Below are 20,103 nucleotides of genomic sequence, written 5' to 3' on the forward strand. Positions count from 1 at the left end.
CCTTCACCGGGACCTTCCCCCTGAACGACTTCGACGCGCACCACACCCGCGAAAGAAGGCTGATCATGGCCACAGCCCCCTCGTCGACGTCCAGCGTCATCACGCTGACCATCAACGGCGAGAAGTACACGCTGCCCGTCGACCACCGCACCACCCTGCTCGACGCCCTGCGTGAGCACCTCGACCTCACCGGCACCAAGAAGGGCTGCGACCAGGGGCAGTGCGGCGCCTGCACGGTACTGCTCGACGGCCGGCGGGCCGTCTCCTGCCTCCAGCTCGCCGTGGCCGCCGAGGGCCGCGAGGTCACCACCATCGAGGGCGTGGCCGAGGGCGACCGGCTCCATCCGGTGCAGCAGGCGTTCCTCGACCTCGACGGCTACCAGTGCGGCTACTGCACTCCGGGGCAGATCTGTTCCGCCCTCGCCGTGATCGAGGAACACGCGGCGGGCTGGCCGAGCGCCGTCACCACCGATGTCCATCCCGAAGCGGGACCCCCACCACTGACCGCCGACGAGATCCGGGAGCGGATGAGCGGCAACCTGTGCCGCTGCGGCGCCTACGTGTCGATCGTGCAGGCGGTCGCGCGGGCGGCCGAGGCGCGGGCGACCACGACCACCACCGAGGAGGCCGTCGCATGAAAGAGTTCGGCTATCAGCGCGTCGTCGACGTCTCCGAGGCGGTCGCCGTCCTGGGCGCCGATCCGGACGCGCGTTTCCTGGGCGGCGGCACCAATCTCGTCGACCTGATGAAGACCGGCGTGGAGCGCCCCGGACGCCTGGTCGACGTCCGTGAACTGCCCCTGGACCGGGTCGAGTCGACCGCGGACGGCGGTCTGCGGGTCGGCGCCACCGTCACCAACAGCGATCTCGCCGCCCACCCCGAGGTACGGCGCCGCTACCCGGCCCTGACACAGGCCGTCCTGGCCGGCGCGTCCGGGCAGCTGCGCAACATGGCCACGGTCGGCGGCAACCTGCTCCAGCGCACCCGCTGCGGCTACTTCACCGATGTGGTGTCGCCCTGCAACAAGCGCCGCCCCGGCAGCGGTTGTCCGGCCATCGAGGGTGAGCATCACAATCACGCCATTCTCGGCGCCTCCGGGCACTGCGTGGCCACCCACCCCTCGGACATGGCGGTCGCGCTCACCGCGTTCGACGCCGTCGTGTCGTACGAAACCACCGACGGGCCGGGCGAGTTGCCGCTCGCGGACTTCTACCTGCCCGTGGGCGACACCCCGCACCTGGAGACGGCGCTGCCGTCCGGTGCGCTGATCACCGGCGTCACTCTGCCCCCGGCCCCGGTCGCCGCCCACTCCCGCTACCGGAAGGTCCGCGAGCGCGCGTCCTACGCCTTCGCGATCGGTTCGATCGCCGGCGCCCTCGACGTCCGGGACGGGGTCGTCCACGATGTCCGCCTCGCCTTCGGAGCAGTCGCCTCGCGGCCGTGGCGGGCCCGGGTGGCCGAGCGGTCGCTGACCGGGGGCCCGGTGAGCGCCGACGCGTTCGCCGCCGCCGCGGACGCCGAACTGGCCGCCGCGAAGGTCCTGCCGCACAACGGATACAAGGTGCCGCTGATGCGCAACCTCGTCGTGGCCATGCTGACCGAACTCGCCGAGGAGGCCGCCCGATGACCACCACGACCGGAACCCCCTTGGTGACAGGGGCTCTCGGCACCGCGCGCACCCGCATCGAGGGCCGGGACAAGGTCACCGGAGCGGCCCGCTACACGGGCGACATCCCCTTGCCCCAACTCGCCCACGGCTGGCTGGTGCTGTCCACGGTCGCCCGCGGCCGCGTCCGTTCGGTCGAGGTCGAACCCGTCCTCGCCATGCCCGGTGTCCTCGCGGTCCTCCACCACGAGAACGCCCCGCGCGTCAACATGGACTACACGAGCATGCTCGGGCGGCCGGACCCGATCCTCGGGGTCTTCCAGAACGACCGTGTCCCCTTCATGGGCTGGCCGGTGGCGCTCGTCGTCGCCGAACGGCCGGAGCAGGCCAGGGAAGCCGCCGAGCAGCTGGTGGTCCACTACGACCAGGAGCCGCACGACGTCACGTTCTTCGCCGGCCACCCCGATGCGTACACCCCCGCGGAGTCGTCCTTCGGGCCCGCGGAGCAGTCGAAGGGGGACGTCGAGGCCGAGCTCGCCGCGTCCGTGTTCGTCGTGGACTCGGAGTACACCACCCCGGAAGAGCACCACAACCCCATGGAGCCGCACGCGGCGACGGCCTACTGGGACGGCGGCCGGCTCGAGGTCCTGGACTCCAACCAGGGCAGTACGCTGGTGGCCACCGAGCTCGCGCAGATCTTCTCCCTCGACCCGGGCTCGGTACGGGTGCGGTCCGAACACGTCGGCGGCGGCTTCGGCTCCAAGACGGTCCGGCCCACCCAGGTGGCCGCCGCGATGGCCGCGACCGTCCTCCAGCGCCCGGTGCGGGTCGTCATGACCCGCCGTCAGATGTTCTCGGCCATCGGCTACCGCAGCCCCACGGCGCAGCGGGTCAGGCTCGGTGCCGACGCCGACGGACGGCTGCGCGCGCTCGACCACCGGAACGAGTGCCTCACCTCCACGGTCCACGAATTCATCGAGCGGAGCGCCTCGGTGGGGCGCGTGATGTACGACGCCCCCGCGCACCACACCAGCGACCGGGTCGTGCGACTCGACGTGCCGACCCCGACGTTCATGCGCGGGCCCGGCGAGGCACCGGGTTCGTTCGCGCTGGAGTGCGCGTTCGACGAACTCGCCGAGAAGTGCGGTATCGACCCGATCGAGCTGCGGGTGCGCAATGAACCCGACCGGGGCCCCATCTCCGGCCTGCCGTTCAGCAGCCGCAATCTGATCGCCTGCTATGAGGAGGGCGCCCGCAGGTTCGGCTGGGCGGACCGGGACCCCCAGCCCGGAGTGCGCCGCGAGGGACGGTGGCTGCTCGGGACCGGGATGGCGGCGGCCAGCTTCCACTCCGGGGTCGGCCCGTCCACGGCGGGCGTGACGGCGGAGGCGGACGGCACCTTCACGGTACGGATCAACGCGGCGGACATCGGGACCGGCGCCCGGACCGCCATCGCCCTGGTCGCCGCGGACGGGCTGAAGGTCGATCCGGAACGCGTCCGGGTGGTCATCGCGGACAGCGCCCTCGGCCCGGGGATGTTCGCCGGTGGCTCGATGGGCACCCGGTCCTGGGCGTGGGCGGTGGCGATCGCGGTGCGCGAGCTGCGGGAGCGGCTGGCCCTGGGCGGCGACATCCCGCCCGAGGGGATCACCGCCCGGTCCGACACCTCCGATGTGATCGGCTCCCTCTCGCAGAAGGAACGGCACTCCTTCGGCGCCCAGTTCGCCGAGGTGGCCGTGGACGTCACGAGCGGCGAGGTCCGGGTGCGCCGGATGCTCGGGATCTTCGCGGCGGGCCGGATCGTCAACCCCCTGACCGCGCGCAACCAGCTCGTCGGCGGGATGATCTGGGGCATTTCGATGGCCCTGCACGAGGAGGCGGTCAGGGACCGGGCCTCGGGCGGCCATGTGGGCCCCGACCTCGCGGGCTACCACTTCGCCGCGAACGCCGATGTGCCGATCGTCGAGGCGGACTGGGTGGACGACCCGGACCCGGACGACCCGGTCGGTATCAAGGGCGTCGGTGAGGTCGGCATCGTGGGGGCCGCCGCGGCGATCGCCAACGCGGTGTGGCACGCCACCGGAGTCCGCCACCGTCACCTGCCGATCCGCCCGGACCGGGTCCTGTCGGCGGGGACGAACCTGCCGGAGGGCGGGCACGGGGCCTGACCTCCCCGTCGAGTGACCGGCGCCGGCCAGGACCGCGGAACCTGGCCGGCGCCGCCGCTCGAAGACGCGGGCCGCCGTCCCGAAGGGGCGGCGGCCCGCGGTCGTGAGGTGGTCTCGTGGGGCGAGTCCGCTCGGCCGTACGGGTGGCGCGGCAGACCCGGTCACCGGCCGTCACGACCGCCGGCGCCCGCCTCACACCGCCGGACCCGACCGGAGTCCTGTGCCGACCTCGTCGGATACGCCCGTGTGAACCGGCCGCGTGGCGGCCGGATACCGCCGATCGGCTGGCGCTGTGCGGCGATCCAGTCATCTTCCCCTCGCGCCGGAGCCCTTCCGGACCCGGCGGGGAACACTCGCCGCGTCCGAGGAGAGCAGAGAGGGCTGTGATGAGCGACGACTTCGTGCTGGACGTGAGCAGGATCCGCGACGAGGCCCGCCGGAAGATGGAGGCCGGGCCGGTGACGGACGCCTACGGCCTGGACAAGGGCCGTGTCATCGGCATCCTCAACGACGTCATCGCGACCGAGGTGGTGTGCTGGCTGCGCTACACCCGCCACGCCATCTCGGCCAGCGGAATCGACCGCGCCCAGGTGTCCGCGGAATTCACCGAGCACGCGAAGGAGGAGATGCAGCACGCGCTGCGCGCCGCCGAACGCGTCTCCCAGCTCGGCGGCGATCCCGACTTCGACCCGGCCTCGCTGACAAGCCGCGCCCACACCGACTACACCACACCGCCCGACAACGACTTGCGGGCGATGCTGGAGCACAATCTGCTCGCCGAGCGCATCGTGATCGCCAGCTACCAGGAGATCATCCGCTGGCTGGGCGAACACGACCCGACCACCCGCCGGCTGATGGAGTCGATCCTGGAGGAAGAGGAGGAGCACGCCGACGACCTGGTGGACCTGATCGGCATCTGACCACCCGCCGGGACCCTGCCCGGACTCCGCTGTGTACGAGCTGTGTGTCCGAGCTGTGCGTACCAGCTGTCGCGCAGGGATCACCACCGGTCACCGCGGAGGCATCAGGCCCATGACCACGCGCCGGCCCCGTCCGCTCTCCCTCGTCATCGTGACCGCCGCCCTGTCCTCGGCGCTGCTCATCGGCTGCGGCGCGGACAGACACGGCCGGAGCTGTTCCGGCCACGCGGGCAAGGATCTCTCCAGCCGTACAGTCGCCGGTGCCGATCTGTGGCAGAAGAAACTGCGCTGCGTCAACCTCGAGCGCTCCACCGTGACCGGGCTGGTGTCCGAGGCGAACCTGCGCCGCGGCAACCTCTACGCGGGGCGGCTGGCCGGTGCGTCGCTGGAGAACGTCGACCTGCGCGGCGCCGACCTCCGCCGGGCCGACCTCACCTCCGCCACCCTCTCGCAGGTCGACCTGCGCGGCGCGGATCTGAGCGGGGCTGCGCTCGGCAAGGCGCTCCTCACGGACGTCAGCCTCGACGGCGCCCGGCTGGCCGGCACGGATCTGCGGGCGGCGTCCCTCAGCCACGTCGGCCTCACCGCGGCGGACCTGCGCGGCGCCGACCTGGCCGGGGCCACCGTGTCCGACTCCGATCTCCGCGGCGCGCGGCTGCGGAAGGCCGACGTCTCCGCGACGAGCTGGGAGAACGTCCTGTGCCCGGACGGCTCCCGATCGAGCGCCCGGAATTCCTGCGCGGACCATCCGGACCGGGCGGCGGCCCGGCCCCGGGCCCCGGCTCGGACCCGGGTCTCGGCTCGGACCCGGGCGGCGGCTCGGCTCTCCGTGCCGCCGGCCGCCGTGCCGGATCAGCCCCGCGAGGACTCCTGCGCGGCCTGGTGCGCCTGCTCGAGACCTTTCATGTAGGCGTCCAGATAGTCGGCGTCCGACAGCCGGGCGCACGGCTCGGGGACGGGTTCGGAGCGGACCGCTCCGCCCTTGTTGGCGGCGGCCCGGTCGGCGATGGCGTTGACACAGCGCCGGGTGATCTCGGCTTTCTCGGCCGGGCCCGGGGTGCCGGACGGGGTGCGTCTGTCGCGTGCCTCACCGCCGGCGGAACAACCGGTCAGGATCAGGGTGGCGGCGACGACTGTCGCGGCTTTGACGGTGCGGATGCGCATGTGTCTCCCCGGTGCGTGGAAGGTGGGGGTGCATCATGCGGTGCGCGGACGCCGGCATGGGAGTGCCGTGAAGACGTTGTGATGGAACGGTGACTGATCGTCCGCCCGGTCCATCGCGGCGGCCCTGTGGCTCACACCACAGCTCACATGGTGAGATGCGAGGCCGTATTCCGGAAACCGGACCATATCCTCGAGTACATGTCCGCACCCGCCCGTCTGCTGTGTCTCGCGCTGTTCGCGAACTCGGCGTGGTGCGTCGACGACGGTCTCTGTCGCCGCTGAGCCGGAACCAGCCGGTCTCCCCGCCGCGTGCCGCCGCCCACGGCGCCGCGCCACCCGGCCGGTCCCTCCCGCCCAGCGCCGCGCCCCGTCCCCCTTGTCGAACGCCTCCCGGAGTCCGCTCGTGACCACCGCCCCGCCTGCCGAGGCAGCGAAGACCACACTGCTGTCCCCCTCACCCACCTCCGTGCCACGGCCCGAGGCACCCGCCGCACCCCCGGTCCGCCGGGTGCCGCTCGCCGTGTCCGGGCTGCTCGCCGTGGCGCTGACCGCGTATGTGTGGTCCGCCCACGGGGCCAAGCCCGGCGTCCTGCTGCTGCTCGGCCTCGCCCTGGGCGTGGCCCTTTTCCACTCCCGCTTCGGCTTCACCTCCGCCTGGCGGCAACTGGTCGCGGTCGGCAATGGCACCGGTATGCGCGCCCACACCCTGCTGCTGGGCACCACGGCCACGCTGTTCGCCCTGCTCATCGGCACGAAAACCGGGCTGTTCGGATCGGTGCCCGCGCCCTCGGCGGGGCCGCTGGGCCTCGGGCTGCTGATCGGCTCGTTCATCTTCGCCGTCGGCATGCAGCTCGGTGGGGCCTGCGCCTCCGGCACCCTCTTCGCGGTGGGCTCCGGGCAGACGTCGATCCTGCTCACCCTCGGCGGCTTCATCGCCGGTGCGACCCTCGCCGCCTGGCAGTTCGACCTGTGGAAGGACCTGCCCGCGCTGGAACCGGTGGTCATGGCCGACCACATCGGCTGGTTCGGCTCCTGGGCGGTGACGATCCTCGTGCTCGCCGCCATCGCGCTGGTCAGCCGTCGTGTCCAGGCCCGCCGCAACCCGCCGCCGATCGGCCCGGTGCCCTCCGCGCGCGGTGCCGCCGCCCGTGTCCTGCGCGGTTCCTGGCCGCTGGCCGTCGGCGCCCTGGCGCTGGCCGTCCTGGGCGCCGGCGTACTGCTCGTCTCCGGCGGCGCGTGGGGCGTCACCAGCGCCTTCAGCCTGTGGGGCGCGGAGCTGGTGAGAGCGCTCGGCGGCCACCCGGAGAGCTGGAGCTGGTGGCAGCAGCCCGGGAACAAGCAGATGCTCGCGGGACCGGTGCTCGCCGACAAGACCAGCCTCACCGACATCGGCATCATGATCGGCGCGGCGGTCGCCGCCGCGCTCGGCGGCACCTGGACCCTGCACCGCGGCGTGCCGTGGCGGACGGCGACCGCGGCGGTCCTCGGCGGGGTGCTGATGGGCATCGGGGCCCGGCTGGCGGGCGGCTGCAACATCGGCGCCTATCTCGCGGGCATCGCCTCGGGCAGCCTGCACGGCTGGGTCTGGGGCGCCTGCGCCCTCCTCGGCACCTGGGCCGGGCTGAAGCTGCGGCCGCTGTTCGGACTCGGGAACCCGAAGCCGGGCGACGGCGTCTGCTGAGAGCCGGGCGCCGACCCGGTGCCGCCGACGAGTCCCGCCTTCCTCTTGGCGGACGGGGCCCCGGCCGGCAGGCGTGGTTCACCCGCACGCCATGTGCGTGATTCATTGTCAGAACGGTGTGCCGGTCCGCCGACCGGTCCCGCAGCTGACGAAGGGTGCTCACGATGGTCCCGTCCCCCACCGCTTCCCCGCGCCGTCTCCGCCCGGTCCGCCATGCCGCCGCGGCGCTGACGCTCGTGGCCGGTGCCGTGGCGATGTCCGCCCTCCCGGCCTGCGCGGCGGCCGGCGCGGACTACGGCACGCCGACCATCGAGCTGTCCGCCGCGTACCTGTCCGGCGCCGTCGGCGCCACCGGCGATCCGACGGTGACCGTGAAGGTCGGCCAGAGCGGCGCCGACGCGGGTGCGCTCACCGTGTCCGCGACCGCCACCACCCATGGCTCGGTCGCCGGGACCGGGGACGTCACGGTGACCGGGACCGGCGCCACCCGCGAGGTGGCCGTACGGGCCCGCGGCAAGGGCTACACCGACCTCACCCTCGAGGTGCACGGGCTCGGCGGCGAGACCGCCACCACCACCCTGCACTACGCGGCCTCCGGCGCCGTACAAAACGCCGCCGACACCCGCTACCTCACCGGCTCCAGCGACTCCTCCGCCGCCGTGGACGTCGGTGGCGGCTACCTGGTCGTCGCCGACGACGAGTCCAACGTCCTGCGCCTGTACCGCCGCGACGCCTCCGGCGCACCGGTGCGCACCTGGGACGTCGGCTCCGGCCTCGACGTCGACAAGGAGATCGACATCGAGGCCGCGGCCCGCGTCGGCGACACCATCTACTGGACCGGCTCGCTGGGCAACAACAAGGACGGCGAGCCGAAGGAGGACCGCTTCACCCTCTTCACCACCACCGTCTCCGGTTCAGGCGCCGACACCGAGCTCGAGGTCGGCGGTTCGTACCAGGGCCTGCGCGACGACCTGGTGGCCTGGGACAAGGCCAACGGCGACCGGCTGGGCTTCGCCGAGGGCACGGCGGACGGCCAGGTGCCCAAGCAGATCGACGGGTTCAACGTCGAGGGCCTGGAGTTCGCGCCCGGCTCCGGCTCCACCGCGTACATCGGCTTCCGGGCGCCGCTGGTGCCGCCCGCCGACGGCGGCGCGGCGCTGCTGGTTCCGGTCACCAACATCGACCGGCTCGCCCGGTCCGTCGGCAGCGAGGACACCCACGCCACCTTCGGCGACCCGATCACCCTCGACCTCGGCGGCCTGAGCGTCCGCGACATCCGCCGCAACGACAAGGGCCAGTACCTGATCGTGGCCGGTTCCTGGGCGGCGGAGGACAACAGCGCCCCGTACGCGCTCTACTCCTGGGACGGCGTCGCCGGACACCAGCCGGTCAAGCGGCTCGACCTGCCGACCGCCGACCCGGGCGGCTGGGAGTCCGTGGTGGACGTGCCCGACCTCTCGGCGCCCGGCGCCCAGGCCCAGGTGATCACCGACAGCGGTTCGGCCGACCTGTACGGGGACGGCACCGAGGCCAAGGACCTGGAGCACGAGGAGTGGCGGAAGTCCCGGTCGGTCCGCTTCTCCCTGAACTCCTGACGCGCCGGGGTACCCGACAGGTCGTCAGCAGCCGATACGGGTGGTGCCCACGGCCACGTCGTCGTACCAGAGGGTGTCATCGCCCTCGCCGTAGCTCTCCCAGCCCAGCCGCAGATCGCCCGGGGCGGGCCGCCACCCGCCCCGGCTGAGCCACTGCTGGTCGACGTCCTGGGTCGGGGTGCCGTCGACCACCAGGCCGGTGACGAGCGCGCCGTTCACCCAGGTGTCCAGGTGGCCCGCGGTGCGGTCGAGGCGGAACTCCAGACATGTCCAGGTGTCCACGGGCAACGGAGCACTGAGCGCGACGCCCGCCGGGCTCTGGGCCGGGAGCGTGGCGTCGTCCGACTCGCGGTTCCACTGGAGCGCCTTGTTCTGGCCGCCCATGCGCAGGTCCTTGCCGCTGTCGTTGGCATCGCGCAGGGCGGCGAACGTGACGTGCTGGGCGGGCAGCGCGGTGGTGTGGCGGACCCAGAAGCGGGCGTAGAGGTCTCCGCCGGACGGCAGACCGGTGAGCGAGGTGCCGGCGAAGGCGTGGTTGCAGTACCCCGCCTTGCCCGTGATCCGCACCGACTTGGTGCCGCCGTGGGCCGTCGTGGTGTCCACGGTCGCGGTGCCGGTGCCCGAGCAGTTGGCGACGGCCGTGGTCCAGCGGCCGGCGGGGGTGGTCCCGGTCTGGGACTCGAAGTCCTCGCAGAAGCCATCGGCGGCGCAGGCCGCCGGCCGTGCCGAGGCCCGGGGCGCGGCCGGGGCGGTCAGCGCCAGCGCCACGGCCACCGCGGCGGCGGCCAGAGCGCGGTGTGCTGTGAGGGTCATGGGGGTGTCCTCCGGCTGGTCATGACGGTAGGTCAGGTTGGGACGGTCGGTCAGATGGGGTTTGTTTTGGGAGCGCTCCCACGCTCTCCTTGGCGCGCACTGTAACCCGTACATGACAAACCCGGAAGGCTGTGATCCGGCCTGATGTACGATGCCGACGGTCAGGGTGAGTGTGATCGGTTCGAAGGGAGCCGCGTCGCGATGGCACACCAGCTGGGTGTCCCACGGTTCGCGACGCGTCGCCACATCGACTTCCAGCGGGTTTCCAGCGCGATCTGTCGGGCCTGATCCCCGACACCGCCATCGCGCGCCCCTCTCCGTCTCCCCGGCCCTTTTCTGTCCGGGGCCCGGCCGTGCGCGCGCTTCCCTCACCCCTCACTCCCCCACCCTCGGGAGCCCACGGCATGCCCCTCACCCTTCCGGCCTTCGTTTCGCACCCGAGGTGCTCCGCGGCCGACTGGACGCGCCGGCGGTCGCGGCCCGTGTCGCGCCCGTTCCGCGAGGCATACGAAGAGGCCGCCTCGCGCGAACGCTTCGGAGTGCCCCGTCCCGTCAATCGTCACGCCGTCACCGGGAGCCCCTCATGAGCAAGCCCGTCAAGCAGGTCCATCTCGGCGCCGCGTTCCCCGGCGTGAAGGCTCGCACCCGCCCCGCACCGCGGCGCGGCGGCATGAGCCCCGCCCGCGCCGCCACCCCCACCGGTGTCGGCGTCCGTACCGCCCGGCCGGACGAGTACGAGCTGATCGCGGACCTGACCGTCGAGGGCTTCCGCAGCCGCAACAGCGCACCCCGGCCGCAGCGGCTGGCCCTGATGCGCGACACGCCCGGCCGGGCCTGTGCCGGTGATCTGCTGGTGGCCGTCGACGGGCCGAGCGGCACGCTGATCGGGACCGCGAGCCTGTTGCGCTCCGGGAGCGGATACGCCCGCCTCGCGCTGCCCGACGAGGCCGAACTGCGGCTGCTGGCCGTGCTGCCCGCGTACCGCGGCCACGGGGCCGGGAACGCGCTGCTGGCCGAGGCCATCGAGCGCGCCCGGGGCTGGGGGGTGCGTGCCCTGGTCCTGGACACCGGCCCGGACAACGTGTTCTCGCAGCGGGTCTACCACCGGCTCGGCTTCGTCCGGCAGTACGCCCGCGAGGCACACGAGAACCGGCGCCGGGAGGTGAGGACGGCCGTCTTCTCCCATGACCTCGGCCCGGTCCCGGCCGACGGCATCACCATCCGGCTCGCCACTCCGGACGAGCACGCCCGGGTGGCGCGGATCACCGAGGCCGCCTACGCCCACGACTACCCGCTCGCCGAGGACTACCGGACCGAGTTGCGGGCCGTGGGCCCGCGGGCCAGGGACCACGAGGTGTGGATCGCGGTCGACCGGAGCACCGGCGGCATCCTGGGCACCGTGGCGACACCTCGGCCCGGCGGCCACATCTCCCGGCTGGGACGCGCCGGGGAGCTGGATTTCCGGCTGCTGGCGGTGGCCCCGGAGGCGCGCCGCCGCGGTGTCGGCGCACTGCTGGTCGAGCATGTGGTCACCCTGGCACGGTCCCGGGACCTCGCGCGGGTGGTGATGAACAGCGGCGCGCTGATGACGGGAGCACACCGGCTGTACGAGCGGCTCGGCTTCCGCAGACTGCCCGAACGGGAGGGGCTGGTGGCCGGCGGGCATCCGGTGTACGCCTTCGGCCTCGAGCTGCCGGCGCCTGCGGCATGACGCCGGCCTCCGTCCGCTTCGACGCGGCCCGGCGCCGGGTGATCGTGGTGTGCATGGCAGCCGGGGTCACCACCCTGCTGGACCAGTCCGTCCTCAACATCGCGATACCCGTGCTGCGCACCTCGCTGCACGCGGGCGCCACCGATGTGCAGTGGATCGTGGCCGGGTACTCCCTCGCGTTCGGCCTCGCACTCGTTCCCGGGGGCCGCCTCGGCGACGTCCACGGACGGAAGAAGTTCTTCCTCGCCGGTCTCGCGATGTTCACGGCGGTCGGCGCGGTGGCCGCCACGGCCGACCGCCCGTGGCTGGTGATCGCGGCCAGACTGTTCCAGGGGGCCGGTGCGGGCCTGGTCAACTCCCAGGTGATCGGCACCATCCAGGACGTGTTCAGCGGCCAGGACCGGGCGCGGGCGCTGGGTCTGTACGCGGTGACGAGCGGCCTGGCGACCGCACTCGGCCCACCCCTGGGCGGGGCATTGATCGCGGCCACCGGACCTGATCCCGGCTGGCGGCTCACCTTCCTGCTGAACGTCCCCTTCGGACTGGCCACCCTCGTGCTCGCCGCGCGCCATCTGCCTCCGCCCCGGGGCACCGCCGGCCACACCGATCTGGACCCGGTCGGGCTGGGGCTGGCCGGGGCCCTGGCCCTGGTGGCGATGGTCCCGTTCATCCAGGTCCCCACGAGCGCGGGCGCCACGGTGGCCTGGGGGGCCGCCGGATGCGCGGCGCTGGCGCTCCTCCCGTACTGGCAGCGCCGTTACGCCCGCTCGGGCCACCATCCGCTGCTGCATCCCGCCCTCGCCCGGTCCGCGCCCTTCGCGCTGGGCACGGTCGTGGCGATGGCGCAGTTCGGCACCTCGATCGCCGCCTCGCTGGTGCTGACCATGTTCCTGCAAGACGGTCTGGGGCTCTCCGCCTTCGCCGCCGCCGCGGTCACACTGCCCTCGGCGGTGGCGATGGGGGTCTCGTCGGCGCTGGCCTGGCGCGTGGTGCGGCGCCTCGGGCGGCATACGGTGACGGCCGGCCTCGCACTGGGCACGAGTGCCCTGCTGGCGAGCGGTCTGGCCGCGCTGCGGGCCCCGGCTCCGCTCCTCCCGGCGATCCTCGCCCTGGCCCAGTTCTGCATGGGGACCGCCTCGGGACTGACGGTCTCGCCCAACCAGGCACTGGTGCTGCGCCACGCTCCACCGGAGGCGGCCGGGGTGGCCGGAGGGGTTCTCCAGATGTCCCAGCGCATCGCGGCGGCGGTGAGCGTCTCGGCCATCTCCGGGGTGTACCTCCACACGTCGGCAGCGGGCGCGCTCCACCACCGGTCGTCCTACTGGCACGCGAGCCTCACCCTTGTGGGCGTGATGGCCGTCGCCCTGGCGGTGTCGGTCCTGCGGGGCGCGGGAGGAGATGTCTCCTCCCCGTCCGTACGGACCGGCTGGGCCCGGCGGCCCCGCCGGTCCCGCCGGCGGACACCGCCGACACACAACTGTCATACAGGAAAGGAAATGTGAGGTCGGCCCCGTCGGTTTGCGCTGACATGACTGTGGGAGTAGCACTCAACGCGGCAGCCGCCGAAAACCAGATCGACACCACTGTGGGCCTGGCCAGAGAAGCCTCGGCCGCGGGGCTGCGGTCCGCCTGGTTCGGACAGACCTTCGGCGCCGACTCGCCCCAGCTCGCGGCGATCGTCGGACGTGAGGTACCGGATCTCCAGGTGGGCACGTCCGCGATCCCGGTCTTCGGGCGCCACCCGTTGCTCGTCTCCAGCCAGGCCCAGACCGCGCAGGCGGCCACCCACGGCCGGTATCACCTCGGACTCGCGCTCGGCACCAAGCTCCTCACCGAGGGGGGCTTCGGCATCCCGTTCGAACGGCCCGTCGCCCGGCTGCGTGAATTCCTGACCGCGCTGCGGCAGTTGACCGAGACCGGCACCGCCGACTTCCACGGCGAACTGCTCACGGCGGCCACGCCGGTGTCCGCGCGGGTGCCGGGCGCCGAGTCCGGCGTGCCGCTGCTCGTCGCCGCGATGGGCCCGCGGGCGCTGCGGGTCAGCGGTGAGCTGGCGGACGGGATCCTGCCCTACCTGGCCGGACCCCGTGCCCTGGCCGAGCACATCGTCCCGGCCGTCACCGCGGCGGCGGAGGCCGCGGGGCGTCCCGCGCCCCGCATCGTGGCGCTCGTGCACGGTGTGGTCACCGACGACGCCGACTCCGTGCGCGAGACGGCGGCCGGGCAGCTCGCGTTCTACGAGCAGATCCCCTCCTACGCGCGGGTCATCGGACTCTCCGGCGGCACCCGGGCCGTCGATGTCGCGGTGATCGGCGACGAGAAGACCGTGGCCGACGAGGTGCGGCGCTACAGGGACGCCGGGGCGACGGAGGTGGTGTTCTCGGGTACGGAGATCGCCGGAGCGGCCGCCCGGCGCCGCACCTGGGAACTGCTGGGGGAACTGGCGGGCTGACGCGGGGCTGTCCGCCGGGACCGCCGGTCTGCTCTTCGCCGTCACCTCGGTGCTCGGCATCCCCCTGTCCTTCGCACTGGCCTCGGTCGCCGGGCGGCTGCCCGGTCAGAGCGGGATCGCCGTGGCGATCGGCCTGTTCGGACTCGCCGGGTACGCCGGGCCGTGGGCCGCACCGGGTGACGCCCCGGCACCGCCCCGCCGACGTCCACGCGCATGGCCTCTGTGCCCATCCTGTGAAATGTTTTGTATCGGATTCTGATACGCCGTTGTGCGGCGCGGCGCGATCGTCCAGTCTTCTACCCATGCCGCGTCGCCATGTCCCCGAGTACACCAGCTTCTGCCTGGTGCTCATCGGTGTGCACGCGCACGCGGTGTCCGACATCCACTGTCGCTGAGCCCCGGGCTCAGCGAGGCGCCCTCTCGCGTCTGTGGCGTCGTCATCCCCCCGAGCCCGGCTCCGGCACCCTTCACCCCCCCAAGTCGTCGGTGCGGTCTCGTACGGGTCAGCGCTTCCCTGCCCAGCTGATTCCCGATGCCTTCCGACGGCTCTCCCGTCCTGAAAGGCATCGACTTCCATGCGTGATCGAAGAGCGATATCCCGGCGTGCCACCGTGGCCGCCGTCAGTCTGGCCCTGGTCGGAGGAGTCGCGGCCTGCGCCGGACCGCAGGACGGCGGTGAGAGTTCCGGGAAGGGCGACGGCAAACCCGCCAAGGGCGGCAAGCTCACGGTGCTCAACTCCGAGGCCCAGTCGGACTTCGACCCCGCCCGCCTGTACACCTCGGGCGGCGGCAACGTCCCCTCGCTGGTCTTCCGCACGCTGACCACGCGCAACCGCGCGAACGGCGCCGCGGGCACCCGGGTGGTGCCCGATCTCGCGACCGGTGTGGGCACCCCCAGCGAGAACGCCACGGTGTGGACGTACACGCTGAAGAAGGGCCTGAAGTTCGAGGACGGCTCCGCCATCACCTCCGCCGACATCAAGTACGGCGTGGAGCGGTCCTTCGCCGCCGAACTCTCCGGTGGCGCACCCTATCTGCGCGACTGGCTGATCGGTGGCGACACCTACCAGGGCCCCTTCGTCCACAAGGGCAAGAAGACCCTCGACTCGATCGAGACGCCGGACGAGAGGACCATCGTCTTCAGGCTGAAGAAGCCCGTGGGCGACTTCCCGTACCTGGCGACCCAGACCCAGTTCGCGCCCGTGCCCAAGGACAAGGACACCGGCGCCAGGTACGAGTCGCATCCGATCTCCTCGGGTCCGTACAAGGTCGTGAAGAACACAGGCGACGGCGAACGGCTCCAGCTGGAGCGCAACCCGTACTGGTCGGAGAAGGTCGACGACCAGCGCAAGGCGTACCCCGACACCATCGACGTACGCTCCGGTCTGGACCCGGCGGTCATCAACCAGCGCCTGTCGACCAGTTCGGGTGACGACGCGCGGGCGATCACCACGGACACCAACCTCGGTCCCGCCGAGCTCGCCCAGATCGGCCAGGACAAGGCCCTGAAGTCGCGGGTCGGGATCGGACACTTCGGCTACACCGACTACCTGGCGTTCAACCCGAAGGTGAAGCCGTTCGACAAGCCCGAGGTGCGCCAGGCCATCTCGTACGCGATCGGCCGCAAGAGCGTCATCAACGCCGTGGGCGGCTCCTCCCTCGCCGAGCCCGCCACCACCTTCCTGCCGGACCAGAAGGCATTCGGTTACACGCCCTACGACCACTTCCCGGCGGGTGAGAACGGCAACCCCAAGAAGGCCAGGGAGCTGCTGGCGAAGGCCGGTTACGAGGACGGGCTGACCATCACCCTCACCCACTCCACCGACGAGGGCGAAATGGGCCCCACCGTCGCCGCCGCGGTCCAGCAGTCCCTGGCGAAGGCGGGCATCAAGGTCAGGCTGAAGGGCCTGGAAGGCAACGCCTACAACGAGCAGCGCTGGGACGCCGACGCCACCCCCGGTTTCTTCCTCACCCGCTGGGGAGCGGACTGGCCCGCCGGATACCCGTTCCTCGCCCCGATCTTCGACGGGCGGCAGATCGTCGGGGACGGCGCCAACTTCAACCACGCGCAGCTCGACGATCCGTCGATCAACAAGGAGTTCGACGAGATCAGCAGGCTGACCGATCTGAAGGCGGCGGCCAAGCGCTGGGGCGCCCTGGACGAGAGGATCGGCGAGCTGGCCCTCACGGTGCCGCTCTACCACCCGGTCTACCAGCGCCTGGTCGGCAAGGACGTCAAGAACGTCGTCATCAGCGACTGGACCGGCGTCCTCGACATCTCGCAGGTGGCGGTCAAGTAGTGGCCGTGCACGACACCCTGGCCTCCGGGGCGGACGGGCCGCCCGCCCCGGGACCGGCCGCCGGGGCCCATGGCGCCTGGCACCGGCTCCGCGCGCGGCCCTCGGCCGTGGTCGCGGGCGCGGTGCTCGCCGTCCTCGTCCTCGCCGCGCTCGCCGCGCCGCTGCTGACGGCGGTCAGCGGTCAGGACCCGTACGCCTACCACGACGAGCTGGTCGACTCCGCGAGTGGTGGCGCGCCCGAGGGCGCGTTCGGCGGCGTCGGCGGCGAGCACTGGCTGGGCGTCGAACCGGGCACCGGGCGCGACCTGTTCGCCCGGTTGCTGTACGGGGCGCGCGTCTCGCTGCTGGTGGCGGCCGGGGCCACGGTGCTCCAGATCGCGATCGGCGTGGGCGTGGGCCTGGCCGCGGCGCTCGGCAGCCGGTGGGCGGACCAGGTCCTCAGCCGGCTCACCGATGTGATGGTGGCGCTGCCGATGCTGGTGCTGGCCATCGCGCTGACCACGGTGGTACCCGAGGGCTTCCCGCGTCCGCTGCTGCTCGTCCTGGTCATGGGGGTGCTCAACTGGGGCGGCACCTCCCGTGTGGTGCGGGCTCAGACGCTGACGCTGCGCCGTCTGGACTTCGTCGCCGCGGCCCGGCTGGGCGGCTCGGGCCCTTGGCGGGTGGTCCGGCGGGAGCTGTTGCCGTCGCTCGCGGCGCCCGTCATCACCTACGCGGCCATCCTGCTCCCGTCCAACATCGTGCTGGAGGCGTCGCTGTCGTTCCTCGGCATCGGTGTGAAGCCGCCCACGCCCTCCTGGGGCCAGATGCTGTCGACGGCGACCACCTGGTTCCGCGCCGACCCGATGTACGTCCTGCTGCCGTCCGGGCTGCTGTTCGTCACCGTGCTCGCGTTCACCGTGCTGGGGGACGCCGTGCGCACCGCGCTCGACCCGCGCGAGGCGAGCCGTCTGCGGGTGGGCACGCGCAAGGAGAAGACCCGTGACTGACCGTTTTCCGCCCCCGGCCGTGCGCTTCGTGGCGAAGCGGCTGCTTGGGGCCGCGCTGGTGCTGCTGGTGCTGTCCGTCGCCCTGTACGCGCTGTTCTACCTGGTCCCCGGCGACCCCGCGCGGCTCGCCTGCGGGGAGCGGTGCAATCCGGCGCAGGTGGCGCAGGTACGGGAGCGGCTGGGGCTCGACGAACCGGCCTACGCCCAGTATCTGCACTTCCTCCAGGGCGTGTTCGCCGGGCGCGACTACTCGACGGGCACCTCGCTGGAGCACTGCTCGGCGCCCTGCCTGGGCCTGTCCCACCAGAACGACGAGGAGGTCACCGCGCTCATCCTGCGGGGGCTGCCCGCCACCGCCTCGCTCGCCCTCGGCGCGATGGTGGTGTGGCTGGTGCTGGGAGTCGGCACGGGGCTGCTGTCCGCGCTGCGCCGGGGCGGGGTGACCGAACGGGCGCTGACCGTGCTGACACTGGCCGGAACCGCCACTCCGGTGTTCATCCTGGGGCTGCTGCTGCTCATGGCCGTCTGCGCCTATCTGCGGTGGCTGCCCTTCCCCTCGTACGTCCCGCTCGCCCAGGACCCGGAGCAGTGGGCCTGGAACATGCTGCTGCCCTGGCTGACACTCGGCCTCTTCGAGAGCGCCAAGTACGCCCGGCTCACCCGTTCCGCCACGCTGGAGGTCCTCGCGGAGGACCACATCCGCACCTTCCGCGCCTACGGCGTGAGCGAGCGGGCCATCGTGGCCCGGCACGCGCTGCGAGGGGCGCTGCCCCCGGTGATCGCCCTGAGCGCCCTGGACCTGGGGTCGATGATGGGCGGGGCCATGCTCACCGAGCAGCTCTTCGGCCTTCCGGGGCTGGGCCGGCTCCTCATCGACAGCGTGCGCTCGGTCGACCTTCCGGTGGTCGTCGGCGTGGTCCTGGTCATCGGTGTGGCCGTGGTGCTCGCCAACGTGATCGCGGACATCCTCTACGCCCTGGCCGACCGAAGGGTGGTCCTGTCATGACAGCGGTGGAACAACCGGCGAGTGCGGCGGCCGAGGCGTCCGGACTCCTTATCGATGTCCGGGGTCTGACCGTCGACTTCGCCACGGGCGGGGAGGACGTGCGCGCCGTCGACGACCTCTCCTTCCGGCTCTCGGCCGGGCAGGCACTCGGCATCGTCGGCGAGTCCGGCTCCGGCAAGAGCACGGTGGCCGCGGCGCTGCTGGGCCTCCACCGGGGCACCGGGGCACGGCTGACCGGCACCGTGACCGTGGGCGGGATCGATGTGGGGGCCGCGTCGGTACGGGAGTTGAGGCGGCTGCGCGGCGCCACCGCGGCCATGGTCTTCCAGGACCCGCTGTCCTCCCTCGATCCCTACCTGGCCGTCGGCGACCAGATCGCCGAGGTGTACCGGACGCACGCCCCGCACGTCTCCCGGCGCGCGGCGCGCGAACGGGCGGTGGCCGTGCTGGACCGGGTCGGCATCCCCCACGCGGCACGGCGGTCCCGCTCCCGGCCGCACGAGTTCAGCGGCGGCATGCGTCAGCGCGCCCTGATCGGGATGGCGCTCGTCTGCGAACCGCGGGTGCTGGTGGCGGACGAGCCGACCACCGCCCTGGATGTGACGGTGCAGGCCCAGATCCTCGACCTGCTGCACGAACTGCGCGCCGAGACCGGCATGGGCCTGGTCCTGGTCTCCCATGACCTCGGTGTGGTCGCGGGCAGCGTGGATCAGATGCTGGTGATGAAGGACGGGCGCGCCGTGGAGCGCGGCACGGTCGGCACGGTCCTTAGGGAGCCGCGCGAGCCCTACACCCGCGGTCTGCTCGCCGCGGTGCCCCGGGTGGAGACGCGGCGTGCCCCGGCCGCCGCGGCCGCCCCCGTGTCCGACGGTGACGTCCTGCTGGAAGCGGTGGCGGTGCGGCGGAAGTTCGGGCGCGGGAAGAACCGTACGGTCGCCGTGGACGGTGTGTCGCTGAACGTGGCGCGGGGCGAGACCCTCGGCATCGTCGGCGAGTCGGGCAGCGGCAAGACGACGCTGGGTCGGATGCTGGTGCGGCTGCTGGAGCCGAGCGGTGGGTCGGTCCGCTACCGGGGGCGCGAGCTGACCGGCCTGCACCGGGGACTCCAGATGGTGTTCCAGGACCCGGTCTCCTCCCTCAACCCGCGCCGCGGCATCGGTGAGTCCGTCGCCGATCCGCTGCGTGCCGCGGGGACGCTGACCGACGCGGAGATCAGGCGCCGCGCGAGCGAGGCCCTGGAGCGCGTCGGTCTCGACCCGGGGTGGTACCACCGCTACCCGCACGAGTTCAGCGGCGGCCAGCGCCAGCGGGTCGGCATCGCCCGCGCGCTCGTGCCCGAACCGGGGCTCATCGTGTGCGACGAGCCGGTCTCCGCCCTCGACGTCACCACCCAGGCCCAGGTCCTGGACCTGCTCGCGGAGCTCCAGCGCGACCTCGGGCTCGCCCTGGTGCTGATCTCGCACGACCTGGCGGTGGTGCGCCGGGCCAGCGACCGGGTGGCGGTCATGCGGCGGGGCACCATCGTCGAGGAGGGCCCGGCGGACACGGTCTACGACGCGCCCCAGAACCCGTACACCAAGGCCCTGCTCGCGGCGGTACCGGTGCTCGACCCCGCCGAGGCCGCGGCGCGCCGCGCGGCGCGCGGCAACCGGCCGGTGCTCCGGCCCTGACCGGCCGGGGCCGCCTCACCGGCCGGGG

At 72.8% G+C, this 20,103-nt stretch carries 17 protein-coding genes; 15 read left to right on the forward strand and 2 right to left on the reverse strand.

Annotated features, from left to right (window positions below; genetic code table 11):
* Positions 1 to 65: 65 nt before the first annotated feature.
* From PS467_RS03080 to PS467_RS03100, 5 genes are all read left to right on the forward strand, one after another.
* Positions 66 to 638, forward strand: a complete 573-nt coding sequence (locus PS467_RS03080) for a 2Fe-2S iron-sulfur cluster-binding protein (protein WP_311033851.1) — start codon at positions 66 to 68, stop codon at positions 636 to 638.
* Positions 635 to 1,627, forward strand: coding sequence for an FAD binding domain-containing protein (locus tag PS467_RS03085; protein WP_311033852.1), 993 nt, complete (start codon positions 635 to 637; stop codon positions 1,625 to 1,627). Before PS467_RS03080 ends, PS467_RS03085 begins: the two co-directional genes overlap by 4 nt.
* Positions 1,624 to 3,774, forward strand: coding sequence for a xanthine dehydrogenase family protein molybdopterin-binding subunit (locus tag PS467_RS03090; RefSeq protein ID WP_311033853.1), 2,151 nt, complete (start codon positions 1,624 to 1,626; stop codon positions 3,772 to 3,774). Before PS467_RS03085 ends, PS467_RS03090 begins: the two co-directional genes overlap by 4 nt.
* 386 nt (positions 3,775 to 4,160) lie before the next feature.
* Positions 4,161 to 4,694, forward strand: coding sequence for a ferritin-like domain-containing protein (locus PS467_RS03095; RefSeq protein WP_311033854.1), 534 nt, complete (start codon positions 4,161 to 4,163; stop codon positions 4,692 to 4,694).
* A 112-nt stretch (positions 4,695 to 4,806) separates the two neighbouring features.
* The gene (locus PS467_RS03100; RefSeq protein ID WP_311033855.1) at positions 4,807 to 5,604 is read left to right on the forward strand and encodes a pentapeptide repeat-containing protein; all 798 of its coding nucleotides are present in this window, start codon (positions 4,807 to 4,809) and stop codon (positions 5,602 to 5,604) included.
* Here PS467_RS03100 and PS467_RS03105 read toward each other — a convergent pair.
* Entirely contained in the window at positions 5,547 to 5,858 is a 312-nt protein-coding gene (locus PS467_RS03105; RefSeq protein WP_311033856.1) for a hypothetical protein, read from the reverse strand. The two genes, PS467_RS03100 and PS467_RS03105, sit on opposite strands and share 58 nt — an antisense overlap.
* Before the next feature lie 403 nt (positions 5,859 to 6,261).
* Here PS467_RS03105 and PS467_RS03110 point away from each other — a divergent pair, with 403 nt between their 5' ends.
* Positions 6,262 to 7,539, forward strand: coding sequence for a YeeE/YedE family protein (locus PS467_RS03110; protein WP_311033857.1), 1,278 nt, complete (start codon positions 6,262 to 6,264; stop codon positions 7,537 to 7,539).
* Positions 7,540 to 7,703: 164 nt separating this feature from the next.
* Positions 7,704 to 9,134, forward strand: coding sequence for a DUF3616 domain-containing protein (locus PS467_RS03115; RefSeq protein WP_311033858.1), 1,431 nt, complete (start codon positions 7,704 to 7,706; stop codon positions 9,132 to 9,134).
* 24 nt (positions 9,135 to 9,158) lie between these two features.
* On the opposite strand, the gene PS467_RS03120 is transcribed toward PS467_RS03115, so the two are convergent.
* On the reverse strand, positions 9,159 to 9,947 hold the full coding sequence (locus PS467_RS03120) for a hydrolase (protein ID WP_311033859.1): 789 nt from the start codon (positions 9,945 to 9,947) through the stop codon (positions 9,159 to 9,161).
* A 583-nt stretch (positions 9,948 to 10,530) separates the two neighbouring features.
* On the opposite strand from PS467_RS03120, the gene PS467_RS03125 reads away from it, so the two are divergent.
* The 8 genes from PS467_RS03125 to PS467_RS03160 all read left to right on the forward strand — a co-directional run bounded on the left by PS467_RS03125 (position 10,531) and on the right by PS467_RS03160 (position 20,075).
* Positions 10,531 to 11,658, forward strand: a complete 1,128-nt coding sequence (locus PS467_RS03125; RefSeq protein ID WP_311033860.1) for a GNAT family N-acetyltransferase — start codon at positions 10,531 to 10,533, stop codon at positions 11,656 to 11,658.
* The gene (locus PS467_RS03130) at positions 11,655 to 13,160 is read left to right on the forward strand and encodes an MFS transporter (protein ID WP_311033861.1); all 1,506 of its coding nucleotides are present in this window, start codon (positions 11,655 to 11,657) and stop codon (positions 13,158 to 13,160) included. Before PS467_RS03125 ends, PS467_RS03130 begins: the two co-directional genes overlap by 4 nt.
* A 26-nt stretch (positions 13,161 to 13,186) precedes the next feature.
* Positions 13,187 to 14,110 carry an LLM class F420-dependent oxidoreductase gene (locus tag PS467_RS03135; RefSeq protein WP_311033862.1) on the forward strand — a complete coding sequence of 308 codons (924 nt, stop codon included), beginning with the start codon at positions 13,187 to 13,189 and terminating at the stop codon, positions 14,108 to 14,110.
* Between the two features lie 302 nt (positions 14,111 to 14,412).
* Positions 14,413 to 14,505: an Ms4533A family Cys-rich leader peptide gene (locus PS467_RS03140; protein ID WP_311033863.1), complete on the forward strand. Its 93-nt coding sequence runs from the start codon at positions 14,413 to 14,415 to the stop codon at positions 14,503 to 14,505.
* 180 nt (positions 14,506 to 14,685) lie between these two features.
* The gene (locus tag PS467_RS03145; protein ID WP_311033864.1) at positions 14,686 to 16,410 is read left to right on the forward strand and encodes an ABC transporter substrate-binding protein; all 1,725 of its coding nucleotides are present in this window, start codon (positions 14,686 to 14,688) and stop codon (positions 16,408 to 16,410) included.
* A gap of 5 nt (positions 16,411 to 16,415) precedes the next feature.
* On the forward strand, positions 16,416 to 17,399 hold the full coding sequence (locus PS467_RS03150; RefSeq protein ID WP_268969877.1) for an ABC transporter permease: 984 nt from the start codon (positions 16,416 to 16,418) through the stop codon (positions 17,397 to 17,399).
* A complete protein-coding gene (locus tag PS467_RS03155) occupies positions 17,392 to 18,405 on the forward strand; it encodes an ABC transporter permease (protein ID WP_268969878.1) in 1,014 nt (337 codons plus the stop codon). The genes PS467_RS03150 and PS467_RS03155 overlap by 8 nt, the downstream gene beginning before the upstream one ends.
* Positions 18,402 to 20,075 carry a dipeptide ABC transporter ATP-binding protein gene (locus PS467_RS03160; protein ID WP_311033865.1) on the forward strand — a complete coding sequence of 558 codons (1,674 nt, stop codon included), beginning with the start codon at positions 18,402 to 18,404 and terminating at the stop codon, positions 20,073 to 20,075. The genes PS467_RS03155 and PS467_RS03160 overlap by 4 nt, the downstream gene beginning before the upstream one ends.
* Positions 20,076 to 20,103: the final 28 nt, after the last annotated feature.

It is taken from the genome of Streptomyces luomodiensis, from assembly GCF_031679605.1.
Lineage (GTDB): Bacteria > Actinomycetota > Actinomycetes > Streptomycetales > Streptomycetaceae > Streptomyces > Streptomyces luomodiensis.

What these genes read in the sequence shown, in the direction of transcription:
- PS467_RS03080 (WP_311033851.1), top strand. Translation starts at nt 66, where the DNA reads ATGGCCACAGCCCCCTCGTCGACGTCCAGCGTCATCACGCTGACCATC.
- PS467_RS03085 (WP_311033852.1), top strand. Translation starts at nt 635, where the DNA reads ATGAAAGAGTTCGGCTATCAGCGCGTCGTCGACGTCTCCGAGGCGGTC.
- PS467_RS03090 (WP_311033853.1), top strand. Translation starts at nt 1,624, where the DNA reads ATGACCACCACGACCGGAACCCCCTTGGTGACAGGGGCTCTCGGCACC.
- PS467_RS03095 (WP_311033854.1), top strand. Translation starts at nt 4,161, where the DNA reads ATGAGCGACGACTTCGTGCTGGACGTGAGCAGGATCCGCGACGAGGCC.
- PS467_RS03100 (WP_311033855.1), top strand. Translation starts at nt 4,807, where the DNA reads ATGACCACGCGCCGGCCCCGTCCGCTCTCCCTCGTCATCGTGACCGCC.
- PS467_RS03105 (WP_311033856.1), bottom strand. Translation starts at nt 5,858, where the DNA reads ATGCGCATCCGCACCGTCAAAGCCGCGACAGTCGTCGCCGCCACCCTG.
- PS467_RS03115 (WP_311033858.1), top strand. Translation starts at nt 7,704, where the DNA reads ATGGTCCCGTCCCCCACCGCTTCCCCGCGCCGTCTCCGCCCGGTCCGC.
- PS467_RS03120 (WP_311033859.1), bottom strand. Translation starts at nt 9,947, where the DNA reads ATGACCCTCACAGCACACCGCGCTCTGGCCGCCGCCGCGGTGGCCGTG.
- PS467_RS03125 (WP_311033860.1), top strand. Translation starts at nt 10,531, where the DNA reads ATGAGCAAGCCCGTCAAGCAGGTCCATCTCGGCGCCGCGTTCCCCGGC.
- PS467_RS03130 (WP_311033861.1), top strand. Translation starts at nt 11,655, where the DNA reads ATGACGCCGGCCTCCGTCCGCTTCGACGCGGCCCGGCGCCGGGTGATC.
- PS467_RS03135 (WP_311033862.1), top strand. Translation starts at nt 13,187, where the DNA reads ATGACTGTGGGAGTAGCACTCAACGCGGCAGCCGCCGAAAACCAGATC.
- PS467_RS03140 (WP_311033863.1), top strand. Translation starts at nt 14,413, where the DNA reads ATGCCGCGTCGCCATGTCCCCGAGTACACCAGCTTCTGCCTGGTGCTC.
- PS467_RS03145 (WP_311033864.1), top strand. Translation starts at nt 14,686, where the DNA reads ATGCGTGATCGAAGAGCGATATCCCGGCGTGCCACCGTGGCCGCCGTC.
- PS467_RS03160 (WP_311033865.1), top strand. Translation starts at nt 18,402, where the DNA reads ATGACAGCGGTGGAACAACCGGCGAGTGCGGCGGCCGAGGCGTCCGGA.